This window comes from Microbulbifer maximicatervae (SeqCode), from assembly GCF_052467815.1.
The window spans coordinates 4,270,751-4,287,604 of record NZ_CP174326.1; the positions used below are offsets into that span (position 1 = coordinate 4,270,751).

The window sequence follows — 16,854 nt, forward strand, 5'->3', positions numbered from 1 at the left end:
TTAGAATGGCTGAGTATATTCAGATGAGGGGCGCTTCGGTACCGAAGGTATTCTTCCCCTAGAAATAAGTCCACTCGTGCTCGGAAGCTCAACATTTAACGCCTCCTCAACTCCAGCACCCAGCGAACGACGAAGAGCCTCAGCAATAAATAGCTTTCTAGCTCTCGGCCAGCCGTTAACCCAGTGAGCGGCTCTAACCCCCCCGTTAACTAAACCAGTACCTCCCAGAACAACAAAACCAAAATTATGGACATCTTGGCTTGCAGATAGATAGGCCTGACGCATAAGGCCATTGGTTATATCACGACTGGTTATTGTTAATGTAGAAAGCCTCAGCTGCGTCCAGCGTGCTCCTAGACTATATTGAGCAACCTTCAGGGCCCCCTGATCAACACTTAAATCGTTTTCCATCACCGCTAAACCTTCAGCTGCAGCCTGATATGCCTTAAAATCATCAAGCTGATCCCATTGGACCTCTGGCACCATTTTTCCGACAAGTTCATCATCTGAAAAGTCACCACCAGAATCCACTTCTGTAGTAATTATTGATTTAAACGCAGCCGTCACCGCTCCATTTGCAAATTTACCGCCAGTCATGTTCGAAACAGTACCACCAACAACTGCACTCGCCGCTACCTTACCAAAATCACCATCGATACTGCCAATAACAGGAGACGCTGCAGTGCTCACGGCAGCAGACACAAATCCATGACCAAATTTCCCTCCTTGCAGCACGCTCATGGTCCCACCAACCATACCAGAATAAAAAACTGCTTCTCCAAACGTTATCGCGCCACCCTCGTAACCTGAACCGATTTCGCCGAAAGCATAAGATGCTATATAAGAAAGCCCGGCAGACTTTAACGCGTCGCCTGTGGAAACTCCCATAGCCCGACCAAATTCATAGGCCCAAATTGCTGATCCTATTGGCCCCCCGTAATAAGTGGCAATTATATTACCAACCATATTAACTATCTCTGGGCCTAGAACCTTCACAGCTGCCCTGATAATACTCCGGCCAATTTTCTTTGCTAGTGAGTGCAGGAAGTACCCACTAGGGTCAGTCGCATTCAGTGCGTTATTACGTACATAACTATAGCGGTTATACATCTGTGTATCTGCAGCTGCCTGGACAAATGGATCTGCCTGTAAAAAACGCCCCAAGCGAGGATCGTAGATCCGCCCATTCATATGGATCAAGCCGACTTCATCCAGCATCTCGTGGCCAGTATATCCCCGAGTAGTACGACTATGATCAAAGGTAGTCAGAGCGGTTAGAGACAGCGCACTCCAATTGGCCGTATTTCTACGTTGTCCCCATGCATCGAAGGACATTTCTTGCACCACGCTCCCGGTATCATCGGTTAGCAAGTCCATTGACCCCAGGTGATCCTTATAGAGGAAGACTTTATCGGTTGTCTGTACCACAAAGGCTGAGTCCGTCTTTGTTGTGTATACCGCTACTCCCCCCAAGTGCCGCTTCCATTCAATCTCATTAGGCGCAGAAGATTTATGAATACGTTCAACACCACCGATATACCAAGTTTCAGTTACCTCCCCGCTATCCTGGTTAGTATCTTTTCGGTAATAGCGGCTGTGGTTAGGGGCGTATAGAAATTCAGTTGAGTGATTGCCCTTAACAATGAGTGAAGCCTTATCGAAGGTGGTATAAGTGATAGATCGCCCACCATCAAAACTGTCTGAGGTCATATTACCGTTAGCATCGTAGCTATAGCTTACTCCACCGGCTGTAGTTACCGCATGTGGTCCGAATCCATTCTCTCCGTAGGTATACGAACCAACATCGCTTTTATAAGTAATATTCCCAATGGTGTTGTAGCGAATATCCTGGTCAGAGCTACTAAGGCCACTACAGTTATAGTTATTACTTCCTATATGGGTCTTAATCAGGCGATTGAGATTATCGTAGCAGAAGCTCTCGCGCAGGTTTTTGCTGCCACTCTGGTTGTGGCGACTGGTGAGGTTACCAAGGGTATCCCATTGATATGTAATATCTTGGATACCAAAAGTGCCTAAGACTGTAGAGCTCTGATTCAACAGGCGACCGGTAGAACCCTCATAGGTATAACTAGTAGTTGCGCCATTGCCTAATAATTGCTCCTTTAATTGTCCTCGAGCAGTTTGATCTACAACTTCCTGAATCAAGTCCCCACTACTGAGATCAGTCACTTTATACAAATAACCATTGCTATTGTAGTAATTCCGAACCCCCGATTGCCCGGAGCTAAGTAAACTGTCCAGCGCATCGTAGCTATATTCAACCCGACCATAATCATCAAATAGTGTTGTTGTTACGTAGACTGGCTCAGAGCCATTTCCATCAAAGTCGACCGCTTGTGTATTATTGCGACCAAGATGGTCATACTGATATACCGCCTGGTAGCCAGTTACACTATCCGTAATCGATTCAACCAGACCAAGACCATTTTGGGCAGTGTCATAGAGCCAACTGACGTCACTGGTTAGATTAGTATCATTTTCTTTTTCTACTCGAGTCAGTTTTCGGCCAAGCGCATCATATGTAAATTCCACCGTATGGCCATTGGCGTTTGTCTGTTTTTTAAGCTCCCCAAAGCCAGTGTATTTATAAGTCCAGCTTCCCTTATCTGGATCATCCATACTTTCTTTTCGGCCAAGATCGTCATAATTTATCGTAACGGTAATGGGGTAATTGAGGCCATCGCCCTCATCAATATGGCCACCTGAAGCATTTGTCTTACCCCAAGATTTAGCCTTGTGAAGATTGCCTTGACTATCATACTCGTACGTCAGACGACCATCCGCTGCATCAACTACTTCTATCAACTCACCGGCAATATTTTTGATTTCTGTTTTCTGCTGGCCTGCATCATTCGTAGTAACTGTAGTCAGCCCCAAATATTCAACGACAGAAGTAGAGTCATCTGGAGCTGATATCAGTATAGGGCGCCCTAACAAATCATACTCGGTCTCAGTCCACATACGTGTATCGCCAGAAAAATAGGGCTCACTGAAAAATTTAACTCTCCCGAGACTGTCATATTCTTTGTCAGTATAAATTGAGTTGTGTAATCCTTTCACCTCTGCACGAACCGATCTCCCAAGAGAATCGAAATATTCCCTACTCCAGCTACCCGTATTACTACTGGTCGTGACTTTATATTTTGCACCATTCGCACAGCTACTTACGCAGCGTTCATACTGAGTTTTTTTATCTGCTCCCGCATTGTTCCAGCTATACCCTTCACGCCCGAAAGCATCATATGAGAAATAGCTAATCAATCCATTGGCACTTTCCACAATAAGCGGAGCACCAAAGTGATTTCTTGAAACTACTTTTTGCTCCAAGTGACCAAGCGCGTTATAGCTTTCCAATAAGTAGCGGCCAGAGGGATCATAAACAGAACTGGCACTGCGGCTTACTTCACCGGCTGCACTAACAGTCTTCTTCTTGATATTGCCAAAGTCATCATATTCATATGATGTCGTTAGGGTAAATTCAGATTTCCCTGGTTCAATTACTTCAGTTTTTAGCAACCCTTTGTATATTCCCGAGGAGTAATAAGTGAAGGACGACTCTCGCACATGGCTGGACATACCCGGTCGGGAATTGGTGACCGTCGTATTGCTGAGCCGGCCCATTTCTTTATCCCAAGAACTACTGCCGTAAATATTGACTGTTTCTTTTATAAACCGGTCATTTGTCACGGCATCAGTAGTAACCACATCAATTGTCAGCGCATTGCCATATTCGTCATAGCTGCTAGTAGTACTTACAGTACGTAAAAGATCCCCGGGAGCAGTGCCATTATTTTTCAGGTCGTAAGTATCTTCTACGGCATTATAAATGTATGGCTTGTAAGGAACTGCAGGGGTACCACTCCCAGTCCACCCTTGTAAACGCCAGTTATTGGACGCACTCTTAAGAATCTCTCCGCTGGCAGTGCGAGTCTCTGTTAGCAGAGGCATCCCGGTAAATGGGAAGTCCTGCCGATAGGTAGTTTCTGTAACTACTCCTGTCTGGTCATCCGTTGTTCTGATCTTTTGAAATCCCAGCATACCACGACCAGCGGCCTGCAGCTTCATCTGGTGATAGTGATATGAAATTGAGCTAGTGGCCGACTGACTGACTGACCCAGGATTAATACCTGCGGCAGGTGCAGTACTGTCCACTTTGGAGATTAAGAACATTGGAGCAGCAATATCAAGCACTGGCTTGTCTCTGCCAAGAGTATGACTATCCGAGGGAAGTATCCAATCCCCATTCAATGCAGAGTAGAGAGAAGCGGGATCGCTGGTAGTTACGGGAAAACAGATAGTTTCCCTACTTATACTAGAGTACTTTGATATATATAAATCATCAATATAAGTTACACATTCCTCGCTTGTACTAGTAGACATCTCAAGCCGGGAATAAACATCTCCCCCCAACATATTGGCATAGGTAATTTCAGTAACGTTACCTATGCCGTTATCAATTTTTTGAATTACATTTCTGGGGGTATTCTTGTATTCTGGGTATAGGTCATTGGCCAGCTGCGTATATACCTTTCCACTCGAATGATCATATTTATGATAATCGATCTGGCTATCGCCATTTGTATCGACAAACCAAGAGAAGTCCCTATCGTCAGTACCTATATACTTCCAGTTTTTGGTCGTATTAACAAAATTATTTGTATTCTGATCAAAGTATCTAACTTTTACATATCCAGTATCAAAATCTGGCCAAACTAAATCTGGATATCCATCGTTATTAAGATCCGCAAAATTTGCCTTATCACCAACGGTAAACGATCCTAAACTTACGAACTCTGTTCCTGTGCTTAGTTTCACTACTAGCGAGTCTGAATCATCTGACAAGCCGTATATATATGCTATGTCTGTGAGTCCATCGCCATTAATATCCACAGCTATAGGGTCTTTGCTGTGACTACTGTATGACAGTAAACCCATAGAGTTAAAGGTTTGGTCACTATGATTCAGGGTCACCACATGATGCCCCTCATAAGTGGCGCCTAGATAGGTCCAAGTGTAGCCTGAACTACATGTAGAGATTTGCTGTGAAGTATCGTCAAAATTTTCTAATGAGAGTGGCTGATCTTCTCCTATCTCAGCCACAATAGGCTCAATACCACCATCATTTCGAACACAACCCCAACGGTCATCATACGTAGCAATTAATAAATCTATCGCCCCGTCGCCATTAAAATCTCCTAAGCTATTGGGCACTCTTTTATCTGGACTACCAGAGATAGTTCCATCCACATTTAAAGTATAATAATCCGGCGAATTACTGAACTTGTAGTAGTTGTCTGAAGTGATTGCTGCACCATAAGACTCCAAGATTCGAACTGTTATCTTCCCACTGCTAGCAGCAGAGATATAATCCGACAGCCCATCGCCATTAAAATCAGCAAAAATTGCATCTTTATCACCTAACCCAGTACTTATGGGATTTGAACTCAGCTGCCATTTGCTTCCACTATAGCGGCTTAGAAAAACATGCCATTTTTCTGCTGAAAGACCATATGCGCTACGTGAGTTATAGATTGCCAGATCCTGCCTTCCATCTCCGTTATAGTCCAATATACGAATAGCAAAGTCTTTACCTACATTAGTACCTGTAAAATAAGCCAAATCAAAATTTGACCCCGAGAAATATTCCCTTACAAACTTTGTCCCATTGGAAATAGCATATTTGACCCGTGTATCAGTATCATCATCATCCGCATCCCCTTCAATCCATATAATATCCTGCTTTCCGTCACCATTAACGTCCGCATACTTGTAATCGACTAGAAAGCGCGATGACGCAGGAGAAAAGTCAATAGCTTCGTAGGTAGTACCATCATGGTACATAGGTGGTTGTAACCAGTCGAAAGTGACAGCAGGTAAACAGCTAGAACCTACACACTCTTGAATAGTTGAAAGCAGAGAAGTTCTATCAGAGTAACTTTGAGCCGAACCAAACTCTAGTACGGGCTTATATCCCAAACTATATTCCCGAATAGTGTCACCATCAGACTTAGAAACCACTTTCTCTAACCGCTTTGTGGTTTTAAGCTCATAGCCACCGATATAACTACGTAAATACTCTGGCCGAGCGCCGTACTTAAATTCTATTTCAGCCTCATAACTCCCAGAACCATAGGCATATCGCACTTCCTGTATTCGATGTCCGGTAGTCTCATCCCCTTCGTAGTGAAATTCAATGTGGTTGCCAACACTATCTTCGAAACGATTCTGTGCCCATGCCAGCGTGTTGCCACCGGCTAAAAGCTTTGCATCGTCACTATTTCCGTAGTAACTAATTGAGCCATCTTTGCGCTCGACCGTGAAATATCCTGGCGCACCAAGACTACCCCCCACAGAAGTGATTTTGGCAAAAGAATCCAATTCGGTCTTATAAGTGGCCCCAACAGCACCATACGGATCTCCACCAGAAACTACTAACCGTTGGCCATCCAAGCAAAATCTATCTGACTCAGACCAACTTATAGGAGCTAAATTTTCATCACTAGCTAATGTTTGGCGGCAACGTGAAATCCCGGAGAGGCCGCCAATTGACCATCCACGGCCAAGCAGACCATTTCCACCATTTCCTGTATAGCTCAGGGACATCCCGGGAGTCACGCCCGCAGTACCCGGCGCTGTTACAATAGGAACAGAATATGTAGCCGCACCAGATTCATTTACCCTAAATTGGCCAGCTGTCATTCCAGCCATATTTGGGTTGCCTGTAACAATAGGAGCATCATAACTATCGAATGTCCCATAAGCATTCGCTATTAAAGATGCATCAATCACCCCTTCTACCAAAATGTCATCACGCCCATCGCCATCGATATCTTCAATAATTACCAGATCTGGATTTGCTCCCGATAAGATAACAGCCACTTCCGTCGTATTACTTCCAATCGGAAAACTTTGTGCTAAATCTGGCAGGCCGTTGCCATCCGCGTGTAGGATAAGGGGAATACTAGATAACACCAATAAATCTGATGCTCCATCCCCATTGAAGTCACCGGTCAGAGATATATTTTTATCAAGAAGCTCTAAAGTATTAATCTCAGAATCTGTCAAAGTAGACTCAACGGGAGGTGTATAAGCTAGATCATATCCAATAAGGGCCCCAAACATAACAAAACTGGGAAGCTCTGCCATAGCTACAGGCAAGGTTACGTCACCATGAAGCATGATAATGGGACGATGGTATTCAAAATAGAGATCATCCTTACCATCTCCATTTATGTCCCCACTATAAATATGGTACCCATTATCCCAAATACCAGTAAAAGCATAAGTATTAGCCGATAAAAACCCGCTAACAAAAATAAGCAAGCAGATAGAAATAATGCGCATGAGGAGAGCCCCGAAAAGCAGCAAGATATAGTTTTAGTTATGGCTACCACTGCTAAAAATCGATGCCACGCGCAAAGCTACAGGCATTTCAGCGAGCTTACAAGCATCGATAAATAAACTTTTCGAAAAAGACCAGCCTAATACTGAAAAAACTGACTAACTCTCACGAATCATTTCAACCGTGCATATTATTTTCAGGTATAGGGAAAGCTAAATGATACTGACGTATAAACTATGCGCAACTAACACTAGTAATATGCATAATATTAAAATCTAAAACCAACCCAAGAGCTCTTTCAGTTCTTATAGTTAACTTAGATAACTCAATCAAAAAAATGGCTAGATTGTTCATAGGAGTGAACTTCAAATAATTCGTACTTACAGGCCTCGACAATTACCAACCTAAATAGTATTGATCTATTTTCCCTCCAAGCTCCATTTTTAAATTAGCGCATTAACTTCAATTTTAGTTCCCACCGGATCAAAGAATACCAATTGCCGAAGATTGCGACCCGGAACATCCATTTGATGGCTAGCAACACCTAGCGCATCCAAACGTTGTTTTATAGGCTCCAAAGCTTCTGTACGAAACGCAATATGATCCAGGTAGGGCTTCTCAGGCTGGTCACCGCTCACCTCACCATCTATTAAATGCAAAATAGCCCTACCATTGCCATAGAGCCAAAAACCATCTCGCTTAAAGTTAGGCCTCTCACCCTCTGTCAGACCGAGAACCTGGACATAGAAGTCCCGTACCCGCTTTAGGGTTTCCATAGGAGCAGTAATATTGACGTGGTCGAGTTCCATCTGTTTTCCCTAAGTTACAAGGCACATCCTTGTGCCTGATTAGCAGTAAGTTATCTATCTATAACTTACACAATACTCTTGTTTCGCAACTCTTCTACTTGCTCGTCACTTTTGCCAAGCAAATCCCGCAATACTTCCTCAGTGTGCTCACCCAATACTGGCGGCGCCTGGGTGTAGTCGAGTGCGGACTCAGAGAAGATTACAGGGTTACGCACAGTCTTCACCTTTCCAGCTTCCGGATGATCCTGCTCAACCACCATACCCCGGGCCTGTACTTGAGGATCAGCAAAAACCTCCTCCAATGTATTAATAGGCCCACAGGGAACATGAGCATCACTAAGATGCTGGAGCCACCAAGCGGAATCGTGCTTACGAGTCGCCGCTTCAATCTGCGGCACCAATTCTTCACGGGCCATTACCCGCGCTGAGTTAGTCCCGTAGGCAGGATTTTCTGCCAGTTCTTCTGCACCCGCGATTCCACAGAAGCGTTTAAACTGGTCATCATTACCCACTGCCAACATAAAATAGCCATCTTTTGAGGGGACTGCCTGGTAGGGGACAATATTGGGATGGCCGGTACCCTGTCGCTCAGGGCTTTTACCAGAAGTAAGGTAATTTTGGGCTTGGTTAGCCAACCATGAAACCTGGGTATCCAATAAGGCGAGGTCGATATGCTGGCCAACACCCGTATGCTGCCGGTGAACAACAGCTGCCAATACAGAAGATACCGCGTACATCCCTGTCATCAGGTCGGCTACGGCCACCCCCACCTTTTGCGGGCCCGCGCCCGGTTGCCCTTCCGGCACACCGGTAATACTCATCAGGCCACCCATCCCCTGGATCATCGCATCATAGCCTGCTCGTTTTTTGTACGGGCCAGTTTGCCCAAAACCTGTAATCGAGCAATAGATAACACCAGGATTGATCGCCTTGATGGATTCATAATCCAGGCCGTACTTTTTCAGCCCATCTACTTTGTAGTTTTCAAGGAGGATATCGCATCGGGCTGCCATCTCCTTGATCAGGGCCTGGCCATCTTCAGTAGTGATATCTACGGTTACTGATTTTTTTCCGCGATTGGCACTTAGGTAGTAAGCGGCATCAGCAGTATCATTTCCCTTCTCATCCTTTAGGTAGGGAGGGCCCCAGTGGCGAGTGTCATCCCCTCGCTCCGGGCGCTCTACTTTAATAACCTCAGCCCCAAAGTCAGCAAATACCTGCCCAGCCCAGGGTCCGGCGAGAATACGACTTAAATCGAGTACCTTTAAGTGTGCGAGTGGACCTGCCATAACTTCCTCATATCGCTTACTTGCGGGTTAACCGCATATTTTTGCGGCAGCCTAACAGATAATTTGTGCCCGCGCCCTGATTGGCGGCCGTAGCTATTCGTCTTAAACTTAGGAGTCTCTGAACAAACCCGCGATACGGCTAGCTTACGGAGCGATTCAAAGTTAAGGCGCTGCCTCGTAGCAACGCCTGGACCTTTCAAGAATTCGCAAGGCAGAGATATTACGGTTTTGTTCAGCGGCTCCCCTGATTGTGCAATAAAAATAAGGAGGCACAGCATGGCCGCAATAGAAGCGCAAAAATTTGAATCTTTTCGCGAGTTTTATCCATTCTACTTACAGGAACACAGCAACCTCACCTGTCGTAGGCTGCACTTTTTTGGTACCAGCCTGGTGTTCGCGACAATAATTGCGGCTGTAGTAACTTCCAATATGTTGTGGCTGGCAGTTACTCCTGTCGCAGGCTACGGGTTTGCATGGATCGGGCACTTTTTCTTTGAAAACAATCGCCCGGCAACCTTTAAGTATCCGTTCTACAGCTTTATCGGTGACTTTGTTATGTTTAAAGATATGCTGATCGGACGAATCGACCGCTAAGCAAACTATTTTTTATTGGCCGACAAGCCGTATTTCCGCAATTTGTTGGCCACAGCGGTATGAGAAATACCCAGCTCCTTAGCCAGCTCCCTGGTTGAGGAGTGACCTTTGATAATGTCCGCCAACAACGCCCTCTCCAACTGCTCCATCATTTCCTTATAGGTAAGTCCACGGCCCCAGTCCCGCCAGGGAAGTTCCGCCTTAACCATTAAATCCGGCACGTCCGCACAACTGATCGACGCCGCCCCTCTAATCAAGCATTGACTGGATGCGGCCATTAAATAGTCCCTGAGGCCATTGAAGTTATCCGGCCAGTCGTGCAGCTTGATCAATTCCATCACCTCGCTATCAAAATCGAGCTCACTAGCCTCTGGAGACTCCTGGCGCATTAAAGTAGTGGCATAGCGCGGTAGAGCCGGTCGCATATTTCGCAACGGGGGCAAGGACATCGCTAATGACGAAAAGAGCTGCGCAAGTGGCGGCGCAATAGATTCCCTATCAATAGCGGTGGCCACCAATCTCAGCGATGCCGGCAAATTGCAGAGTTTTCTCAATAAATCAACTTGAGCTTCTGTTTTGAGAGTATGTATATCCTCAAGAATCAAAGTACCCGTTCGACGAAGATGTGAAGGCAGCTGCATAGTCCCATCACTGGGGATAATTCGATAGCAATCAGCCCTTGAGGCCGACGGGGAGAGGTAATGCACCGCACAGGCAAACGTTGTCTTTCCTGTGCCCCGCTCACCCAGTATCAACAGAGGTGCGCTGAGTTCAGATAAGTCCTGCAACTGGAGGCAACTCCTTCGACGCAAATCAAAATCCCACAACACCATCGGTCTTGGCAGCTCAGTGACAAACTCGCTGCTATCCCAAGGCTGTAAACGCAGTACTGCCCCAGCCAGTGAATCCACTGCTCCGGGATTTCCCTCCAGGGTGATCGGGGACCAGTCCACACGAAAACTCTGCCCCCGCACCACTAACGGCAGTCCATAGCGAGGCACTGCAAAATCCCGCAGTAATTCAGCGACCTGCATAAGCGGCAGGAATCTCTGAAGCTGTAGGCCTGGCACCTTATCCAGGCTCACACCAAAGGCCCTCGCTGCTGCCAGATTCGCAGCGACCACCCTGCCCTCCCGATCCACGCTTAGAACCGGATCAGTCACATGACTCAGCAAAGTGTCCAACTCGAAATGGCGGCGCTCCAGGGGCAGTAGAGAAATCCTCCGCACCCGCTTAACCCCAGGAACCTGATGCAGGGACTTCTCGATAGTCTGGTATTGAGTGGCAAGCATCCCGGGCGCTATGAGATAGACCTTATCCCCACTGTCACCCCCGAGCTCACCAGAGGTTACATTTATTCGATATTCACCGAATATCTGCATTATTTCATGTAAAATACCGACACGATTTGCGCAAGTAATCTCTACCCTCACAGCCCCACCTGTAAAGAAATATTTACAGAAAGTGTAATTTGAACTCCCCGGAAGGCGCAATAGCTCCCCTCCACCTCTCCCCACCATGGGCGCGCCTGGCTAAAAATAGAGGTCGAAACATAACAACAACAGGTTCAGCGGCGGTGCTGGGCACTGGAAATTAGCGAAAGCCACCGAGCCGCAGGAGAGACATTCATGAAGAAAGAAGCGAAGAAGGCAAGCAAGTACGTTGCCCGCGAGCCCAATGAAGATGGCTTTATCGAGTATACCGACCTTGAACACCAGACTTGGCAGCGCCTTATTGAACGTCAGCTGGATGTCTTACCCGGTCGCGCCTGCGACGAATATATGCACGGCCTGGAGTTGCTGGACCTACCGAAAGACCGCATCCCCCAGCTTGAGGAAATCTCCAGTGTGCTACGCAAAGAAACGGGCTGGGAAGTCGCCCGGGTTCCCGCACTGATCGGTTTTGAGACTTTTTTCGGTCTGTTGGCAGACCGAAAATTCCCGGTTGCAACCTTTATTCGCACCCCAGAAGAATTTGACTACCTGCAAGAGCCGGATATCTTCCACGAGATTTTTGGCCATTGCGCCATGCTTACCAACCCAGCATTTGCAAATTTCACCCATAAATACGGGCAACTAGGCCTTAAAGCCTCCCCCAAGGAGCGTGCCTATTTAGCCCGCCTGTACTGGTTTACAGTGGAGTTTGGCCTGCTGAACACAGACGATGGGCTACGTATTTACGGCGGCGGCATCCTGTCCTCACCGAAAGAGACTCTCTATGCATTGAGCCACCAGCCAGAACGCTATGATTTTGACGCAGTTACTGCACTCCGTACCCCATATCGTATCGATATCGTTCAGCCCATTTACTACGTACTGAATAGCTTGCAGCAGCTGCAAGACCTTACCGAAATTGACCTGATGGCCAAGGTGCGCGAAGCCATTGAACTAGGCTTATTTGAGCCCCGCTTCCCCCCTAAAGACGCAGCCTAACTTACGGCACGAGATTGGGCAGCCAACATCCGCCCAATCTCAACTACCCAACTAAAAAGCTCCCCCAGAAGCGTTGCATATTTAGGGAAATTCCACTACCAGCACTCTCGCCCGGAGCCTATCGTATCTGCAGTAGGTGTGATGGGAGTTGATGACAACTCATCGAACGGCCCTCTCACCCACTCGCCCAAATACCGTCAGGGGTTGCCAGGGAGGCAACAAAATCAGAGCAAGGACACAGAACCCCTACCTTATAGGGAGCGGATAGCACTATGTCCTCACTTGACGCGATTGATAGAAAACTTCTTGCGATTCTGCAATCTGACGTCAGCCTTTCAATCGAGGAGCTGGCGGAGCGTGTGGGCCTGACAAAAACCCCATGCTGGCGCAGGGTGCAGAAACTGGAAAAGAGCGGCATCATTCGGCGCAAAGTCGCCCTGCTCAATGCAGAGATTCTAGGACTCCCGGTCTCAGTGTTTGCCCAGGTCAAAACTGACCAGCACACACCGGAGTGGGCAGACAACTTTGCCGAGCATATGGCTCAACTGCCCGAGGTAGTGGCTTGCTACCGCATGGCAGGCGACTACGATTACCTGTTGCGAGTGGTAGTCAGCGATATCACAGCCTACGACCGCTTTTACAAAGAGTTAATCCGGCACGTTGGTATCAGCGATATTGTCTCCAACTTTGCCCTGGAACAGATCAAAAGTACTACCGAGTTACCGATTCCGTCTGGTGAATAAGGTCTCAACAGAAGCACTTGGTAGGCACATAGCTCTTTCAGCTGTTCGCACATCTATGGATAATGGTTAAATCTCGCTCACACATAAGGATGGCCTGTGGCGGACAGCTCCCTTTTCCAATCATTCTTCTTGATCTTTAGTGGCGCAGCAATCGTCGCCTCACTGGCTCTCTTTGGACGGCAACCACTTCTGGTCGCCTACATCGCTCTCGGTGTTCTACTAGGCCCTTCAGGATTCGCAGTAATCGATAACCTGCGGCTGCTATCCGACATGTCCAGTGTTGGAATTATCTTCCTGCTCTTCCTATTGGGGCTGGATATGCAACCACAGGCACTGGTATCTGTATTGCGCAAAGCTACTTTTGTGGGGGTTGTTAGTTGTGCAATCTTCCTCGGCCTCGGTTTTGCCATAGGCTTGCTATTTGGGTTCACTACCGTTGAGTCCTGGGTAATCGGCATGGCGCTGATGTTCTCTAGCACCATTATCGGTATCAAGCTCCTTCCCACGACGGTACTTCACCACAAGCACCTGGGTGAGCTTATGGTGGGGCTTCTTCTCTTTCAGGACTTTGTAGCAATAGTCTGCCTAATGGTACTGCTGAGTGATAACACCGGTGATGAACAGATCTGGCAATTGGCTCTCTCCTTTGGATCGCTGCCTCTGCTACTCCTTTTCGCCTGGCTTATCGTAAAATATATTTTATTGCCACTATTTACCCGCTTTGATCGCTTCCACGAATACGTATTCTTAATGGCACTTGGATGGTGCATGGGAATGGCAGAGCTGGCAGAAGTTGTCGGCCTTTCGAGGGAAATCGGTGCATTTATTGGTGGTATCACGCTGGCCGCCAGCCGGATTTCACAGTACATCGCCCTCAGTCTTAAACCATTGCGAGACTTCTTCTTGATCCTTTTCTTTTTCAGTCTGGGAGCGCAATTCGAACTTGCCATGCTCCCGGAAATCCTAGTTCCGGCACTGGTTACGGCCGCTGCCGTACTGGTGATAAAGCCCGTTGTATTTCACTTCCTACTTGGGAATCGTAGTGAACACAAAGTGCTCTCGTGGGATATTGGGTTTCGGCTCGGGCAGATTAGCGAATTTTCACTATTAATTGCCTTACTCGCTTATACACAAAACCTGATTGGCAGCGAAGCTTCACATCTAATCCAGGCGACAGCAATTCTGACCTTCCTGGTATCATCTTACATTGTGGTAATGAACTTCCCCAATCCCATTGCGATCAAGGATGAACTGCGAAGAGACTAAACCCCTTAGCCTCTTCCAGCAGAGGGGTTTAGCAGAGCGCAGCCATCAACTAACAATGGTGGCAACTCACTAAAGCTTAAACACCTTCTCAGCATTCTTATATAAGAAGAGTTCGGCAACCCCATCCTCCAACTCCAGAAGGTGCAACTCCTTTAAACACATCTCCGGTGTGAGCATCGGATAATTGGTCCCGAACATCACCTTATTTTTACCGTGAGACTTGATAAATGAAACCAACTCACGGGGGTATCGTTTCGGCTTATATGCAGAAGTATCTATATAAACATTGGGGAACTTGGTCGCAAAAGCGATCATTTCATTGTGCCAAGGATACCCAATATGGCCGCAGACAATCTTTAGATCGGGAAAATCGAGAGCAATCCTCTCAATATGAGCCGGTCGGCCAGAATCAGAGCTGCGCAACGGCCCGGTAAGACCCACTTGCAAACAAACTGGCACATCCAGCTCAACACATGCCGTATATAGCGGATAATACAAAGGGTGAGTACAAGGCAACTCCCAGAGCCACTGCACAATACGCAGCCCTTTAAAGTCATGCTCCAAAACATACTTGCGCAGGGTTTGCACAGCCTCTATCGGCTTTCGCAAGTCCACTGATACCAGACCGCAAAACCTGTCAGGATGAGTTAAAGTAAGATCCAGTACTTCATCATTGCTAATCAAGGCCCCGCTCGGTCCATGCCAAGCAGAGATCAATGCCTTGGATACGCCTGCCATATCCATAGCTGACAGGGTCCACTCAAGGGGAACTTCTTTAAAATCCTGCCCCATCCAACGTTTTAAAGTATCAAAGAAAGGTTCAGCAAGAAAACGCTCTGTAGGATGCTGGGCCCAAACATCAATCACCGTCATGTTAGCAACTCCCCGCTCTTAAAGTGCACTTCAAGTTAGAGTTAAGACAAAATGAAAGCCATTCGCTTGTAACCTTGGGACTGCCTCTAAGTGGAATGCAGTACCCGCCACGACCAATCCATTAAGCTAACACTATCAAGGTGCCCCCACTCTTCTTAAACATTATCTTTCAAAAAGCCTAACAAATTAGCTAACCCTGAAGTCACTTCGATATAGAGGGGAATTAAAAGCTCCTACAATCATCAATATTATTTATGCCTAACTCTCCCCAAACATCATGTATTCACACCAACAAAAAATAGACGGATTTATTCAGGCCCAATATCCACATAAAAAATTCGACAATAAAATCAAAAAATTGACCAATAGAACACTTTAATTATTTAATCGTAAACTCCTCTGGAATCTCTCTCGAATATTTAACCCCCCTCCCTTTGAGATCTTCTGAATTTCACTGAAACGCACCGCCCTAAGCTCTACAACATCCTTAATAAGAACGTCGACATAAACCATCAATACATTCCCATCAAATTTTGGAAATTGTAATAGCACCATCACAGCCACCACTAGCAACAAGCATACAGAAGCACTAAACAAAGAAAAACCTTAAGAATTTTACCGGCATAAAATACTGATTCAATAGTGAAAATATTCCCAATTAAAAACAACCGATACAAACAATAGATTGCGATTAGAGGCAAGCATCTACCTCTGCTGCAACAATTAATCTTCAACAGGAAATCAATCGAGTAATATTATGCCACTAGTAAGAATGAAACAAGAAACAGCGATAAAGCACTTTTACGCCATCCCAGCAAATAACAATATGATTGCTGGCGTTTTAAGCGATTCAGGTTTACGTAGAAGTATTGCAATTACACAACATAAAGAAAGACCAGATTCAACAGACAAGAACACCACACTTTTTATAAGACAGTCAACTTTTGATCAAATAGTCCGCGGCGAATATTGCGCTCAGCATGAACGCCCTATTGGTAACAACCCAAATCAAATTGAACGATATGTTTGCAATAGGGACATAGTTGCAAAAGTAACAACAAAAAAACACATAGACGCTTATGAAGTAGAAATTGACCTGATTGACGACGATACGGGTGATGCCACATTTAACTGTCAATTTCAAAATGATGAATGGCTTCTATGGCACATGAACAACTAACAATACCATTTAGATACCAATAAATTCATTTCCTCTAAAAATGTAGCTAAGTATTAAGCTGTTAACTTTAGCTACATTTTTATGATCCAAAGTATAAAGGGATTATAGTTGTTGCTTATAGCCAGGTTATTCATCAATCTATTGAGCACCAATAGGCGGACACAGTTTTTTCTTATGCCCCCTTCAACCCCAGAGTGCCCAAGATCATTCACCATATAAAGGACAAAAACATATCCATTATTATCTAAAACCATCCACGCTAAAGCCTATAGACGCTCATGGCAAAACTCACTTTCTCATGTCAA

Annotated in this window: 10 protein-coding genes; 5 read left to right on the top strand and 5 right to left on the bottom strand. The window is 46.1% G+C overall.

Annotated elements, in window-relative coordinates:
• From ACJJIW_RS18495 to ACJJIW_RS18505, 3 genes are all read right to left on the bottom strand, one after another.
• Complete coding sequence (locus tag ACJJIW_RS18495) at positions 1-7,365, bottom strand: FG-GAP-like repeat-containing protein (protein WP_444936016.1); 7,365 nt, start codon at positions 7,363-7,365, stop codon at positions 1-3.
• A 441-nt stretch (positions 7,366-7,806) separates the two neighbouring features.
• The gene (locus tag ACJJIW_RS18500) at positions 7,807-8,172 is read right to left on the bottom strand and encodes a VOC family protein (RefSeq protein ID WP_282932612.1); all 366 of its coding nucleotides are present in this window, start codon (positions 8,170-8,172) and stop codon (positions 7,807-7,809) included.
• Positions 8,173-8,237: 65 nt separating this feature from the next.
• Positions 8,238-9,461: a CaiB/BaiF CoA transferase family protein gene (locus ACJJIW_RS18505; RefSeq protein ID WP_444936017.1), complete on the bottom strand. Its 1,224-nt coding sequence runs from the start codon at positions 9,459-9,461 to the stop codon at positions 8,238-8,240.
• A gap of 276 nt (positions 9,462-9,737) precedes the next feature.
• Between ACJJIW_RS18505 and ACJJIW_RS18510 the strand changes: the two genes are divergently transcribed.
• Entirely contained in the window at positions 9,738-10,055 is a 318-nt protein-coding gene (locus ACJJIW_RS18510; protein ID WP_282932610.1) for an Mpo1-like protein, read from the top strand.
• Between the two features lie 5 nt (positions 10,056-10,060).
• On the opposite strand, the gene ACJJIW_RS18515 is transcribed toward ACJJIW_RS18510, so the two are convergent.
• A complete protein-coding gene (locus tag ACJJIW_RS18515) occupies positions 10,061-11,488 on the bottom strand; it encodes a TyrR/PhhR family helix-turn-helix DNA-binding protein (protein WP_444936018.1) in 1,428 nt (475 codons plus the stop codon).
• A gap of 195 nt (positions 11,489-11,683) precedes the next feature.
• Here ACJJIW_RS18515 and phhA point away from each other — a divergent pair, with 195 nt between their 5' ends.
• From phhA to ACJJIW_RS18530, 3 genes are all read left to right on the top strand, one after another.
• A complete protein-coding gene (phhA, locus tag ACJJIW_RS18520) occupies positions 11,684-12,487 on the top strand; it encodes a phenylalanine 4-monooxygenase (RefSeq protein WP_444893728.1) in 804 nt (267 codons plus the stop codon).
• A gap of 272 nt (positions 12,488-12,759) precedes the next feature.
• Complete coding sequence (locus ACJJIW_RS18525; RefSeq protein ID WP_108733441.1) at positions 12,760-13,230, top strand: Lrp/AsnC family transcriptional regulator; 471 nt, start codon at positions 12,760-12,762, stop codon at positions 13,228-13,230.
• A gap of 96 nt (positions 13,231-13,326) precedes the next feature.
• Positions 13,327-14,496: a cation:proton antiporter domain-containing protein gene (locus ACJJIW_RS18530; protein WP_282932607.1), complete on the top strand. Its 1,170-nt coding sequence runs from the start codon at positions 13,327-13,329 to the stop codon at positions 14,494-14,496.
• Between the two features lie 69 nt (positions 14,497-14,565).
• Here ACJJIW_RS18530 and ACJJIW_RS18535 read toward each other — a convergent pair whose 3' ends face one another.
• The gene (locus tag ACJJIW_RS18535; RefSeq protein ID WP_444893727.1) at positions 14,566-15,369 is read right to left on the bottom strand and encodes an amidohydrolase family protein; all 804 of its coding nucleotides are present in this window, start codon (positions 15,367-15,369) and stop codon (positions 14,566-14,568) included.
• Positions 15,370-16,126: 757 nt separating this feature from the next.
• Between ACJJIW_RS18535 and ACJJIW_RS18540 the strand changes: the two genes are divergently transcribed.
• A complete protein-coding gene (locus tag ACJJIW_RS18540) occupies positions 16,127-16,549 on the top strand; it encodes a hypothetical protein (protein ID WP_444893726.1) in 423 nt (140 codons plus the stop codon).
• Positions 16,550-16,854: the final 305 nt, after the last annotated feature.

Coding starts and splice junctions, on each gene's coding strand:
- phhA (WP_444893728.1), top strand. CDS start 11,684: ATGAAGAAAGAAGCGAAGAAGGCAAGCAAGTACGTTGCCCGCGAGCCC.
- ACJJIW_RS18535 (WP_444893727.1), bottom strand. CDS start 15,369: ATGACGGTGATTGATGTTTGGGCCCAGCATCCTACAGAGCGTTTTCTT.
- ACJJIW_RS18500 (WP_282932612.1), bottom strand. CDS start 8,172: ATGGAACTCGACCACGTCAATATTACTGCTCCTATGGAAACCCTAAAG.
- ACJJIW_RS18540 (WP_444893726.1), top strand. CDS start 16,127: ATGCCACTAGTAAGAATGAAACAAGAAACAGCGATAAAGCACTTTTAC.
- ACJJIW_RS18510 (WP_282932610.1), top strand. CDS start 9,738: ATGGCCGCAATAGAAGCGCAAAAATTTGAATCTTTTCGCGAGTTTTAT.
- ACJJIW_RS18495 (WP_444936016.1), bottom strand. CDS start 7,365: ATGCGCATTATTTCTATCTGCTTGCTTATTTTTGTTAGCGGGTTTTTA.
- ACJJIW_RS18505 (WP_444936017.1), bottom strand. CDS start 9,461: ATGGCAGGTCCACTCGCACACTTAAAGGTACTCGATTTAAGTCGTATT.
- ACJJIW_RS18525 (WP_108733441.1), top strand. CDS start 12,760: ATGTCCTCACTTGACGCGATTGATAGAAAACTTCTTGCGATTCTGCAA.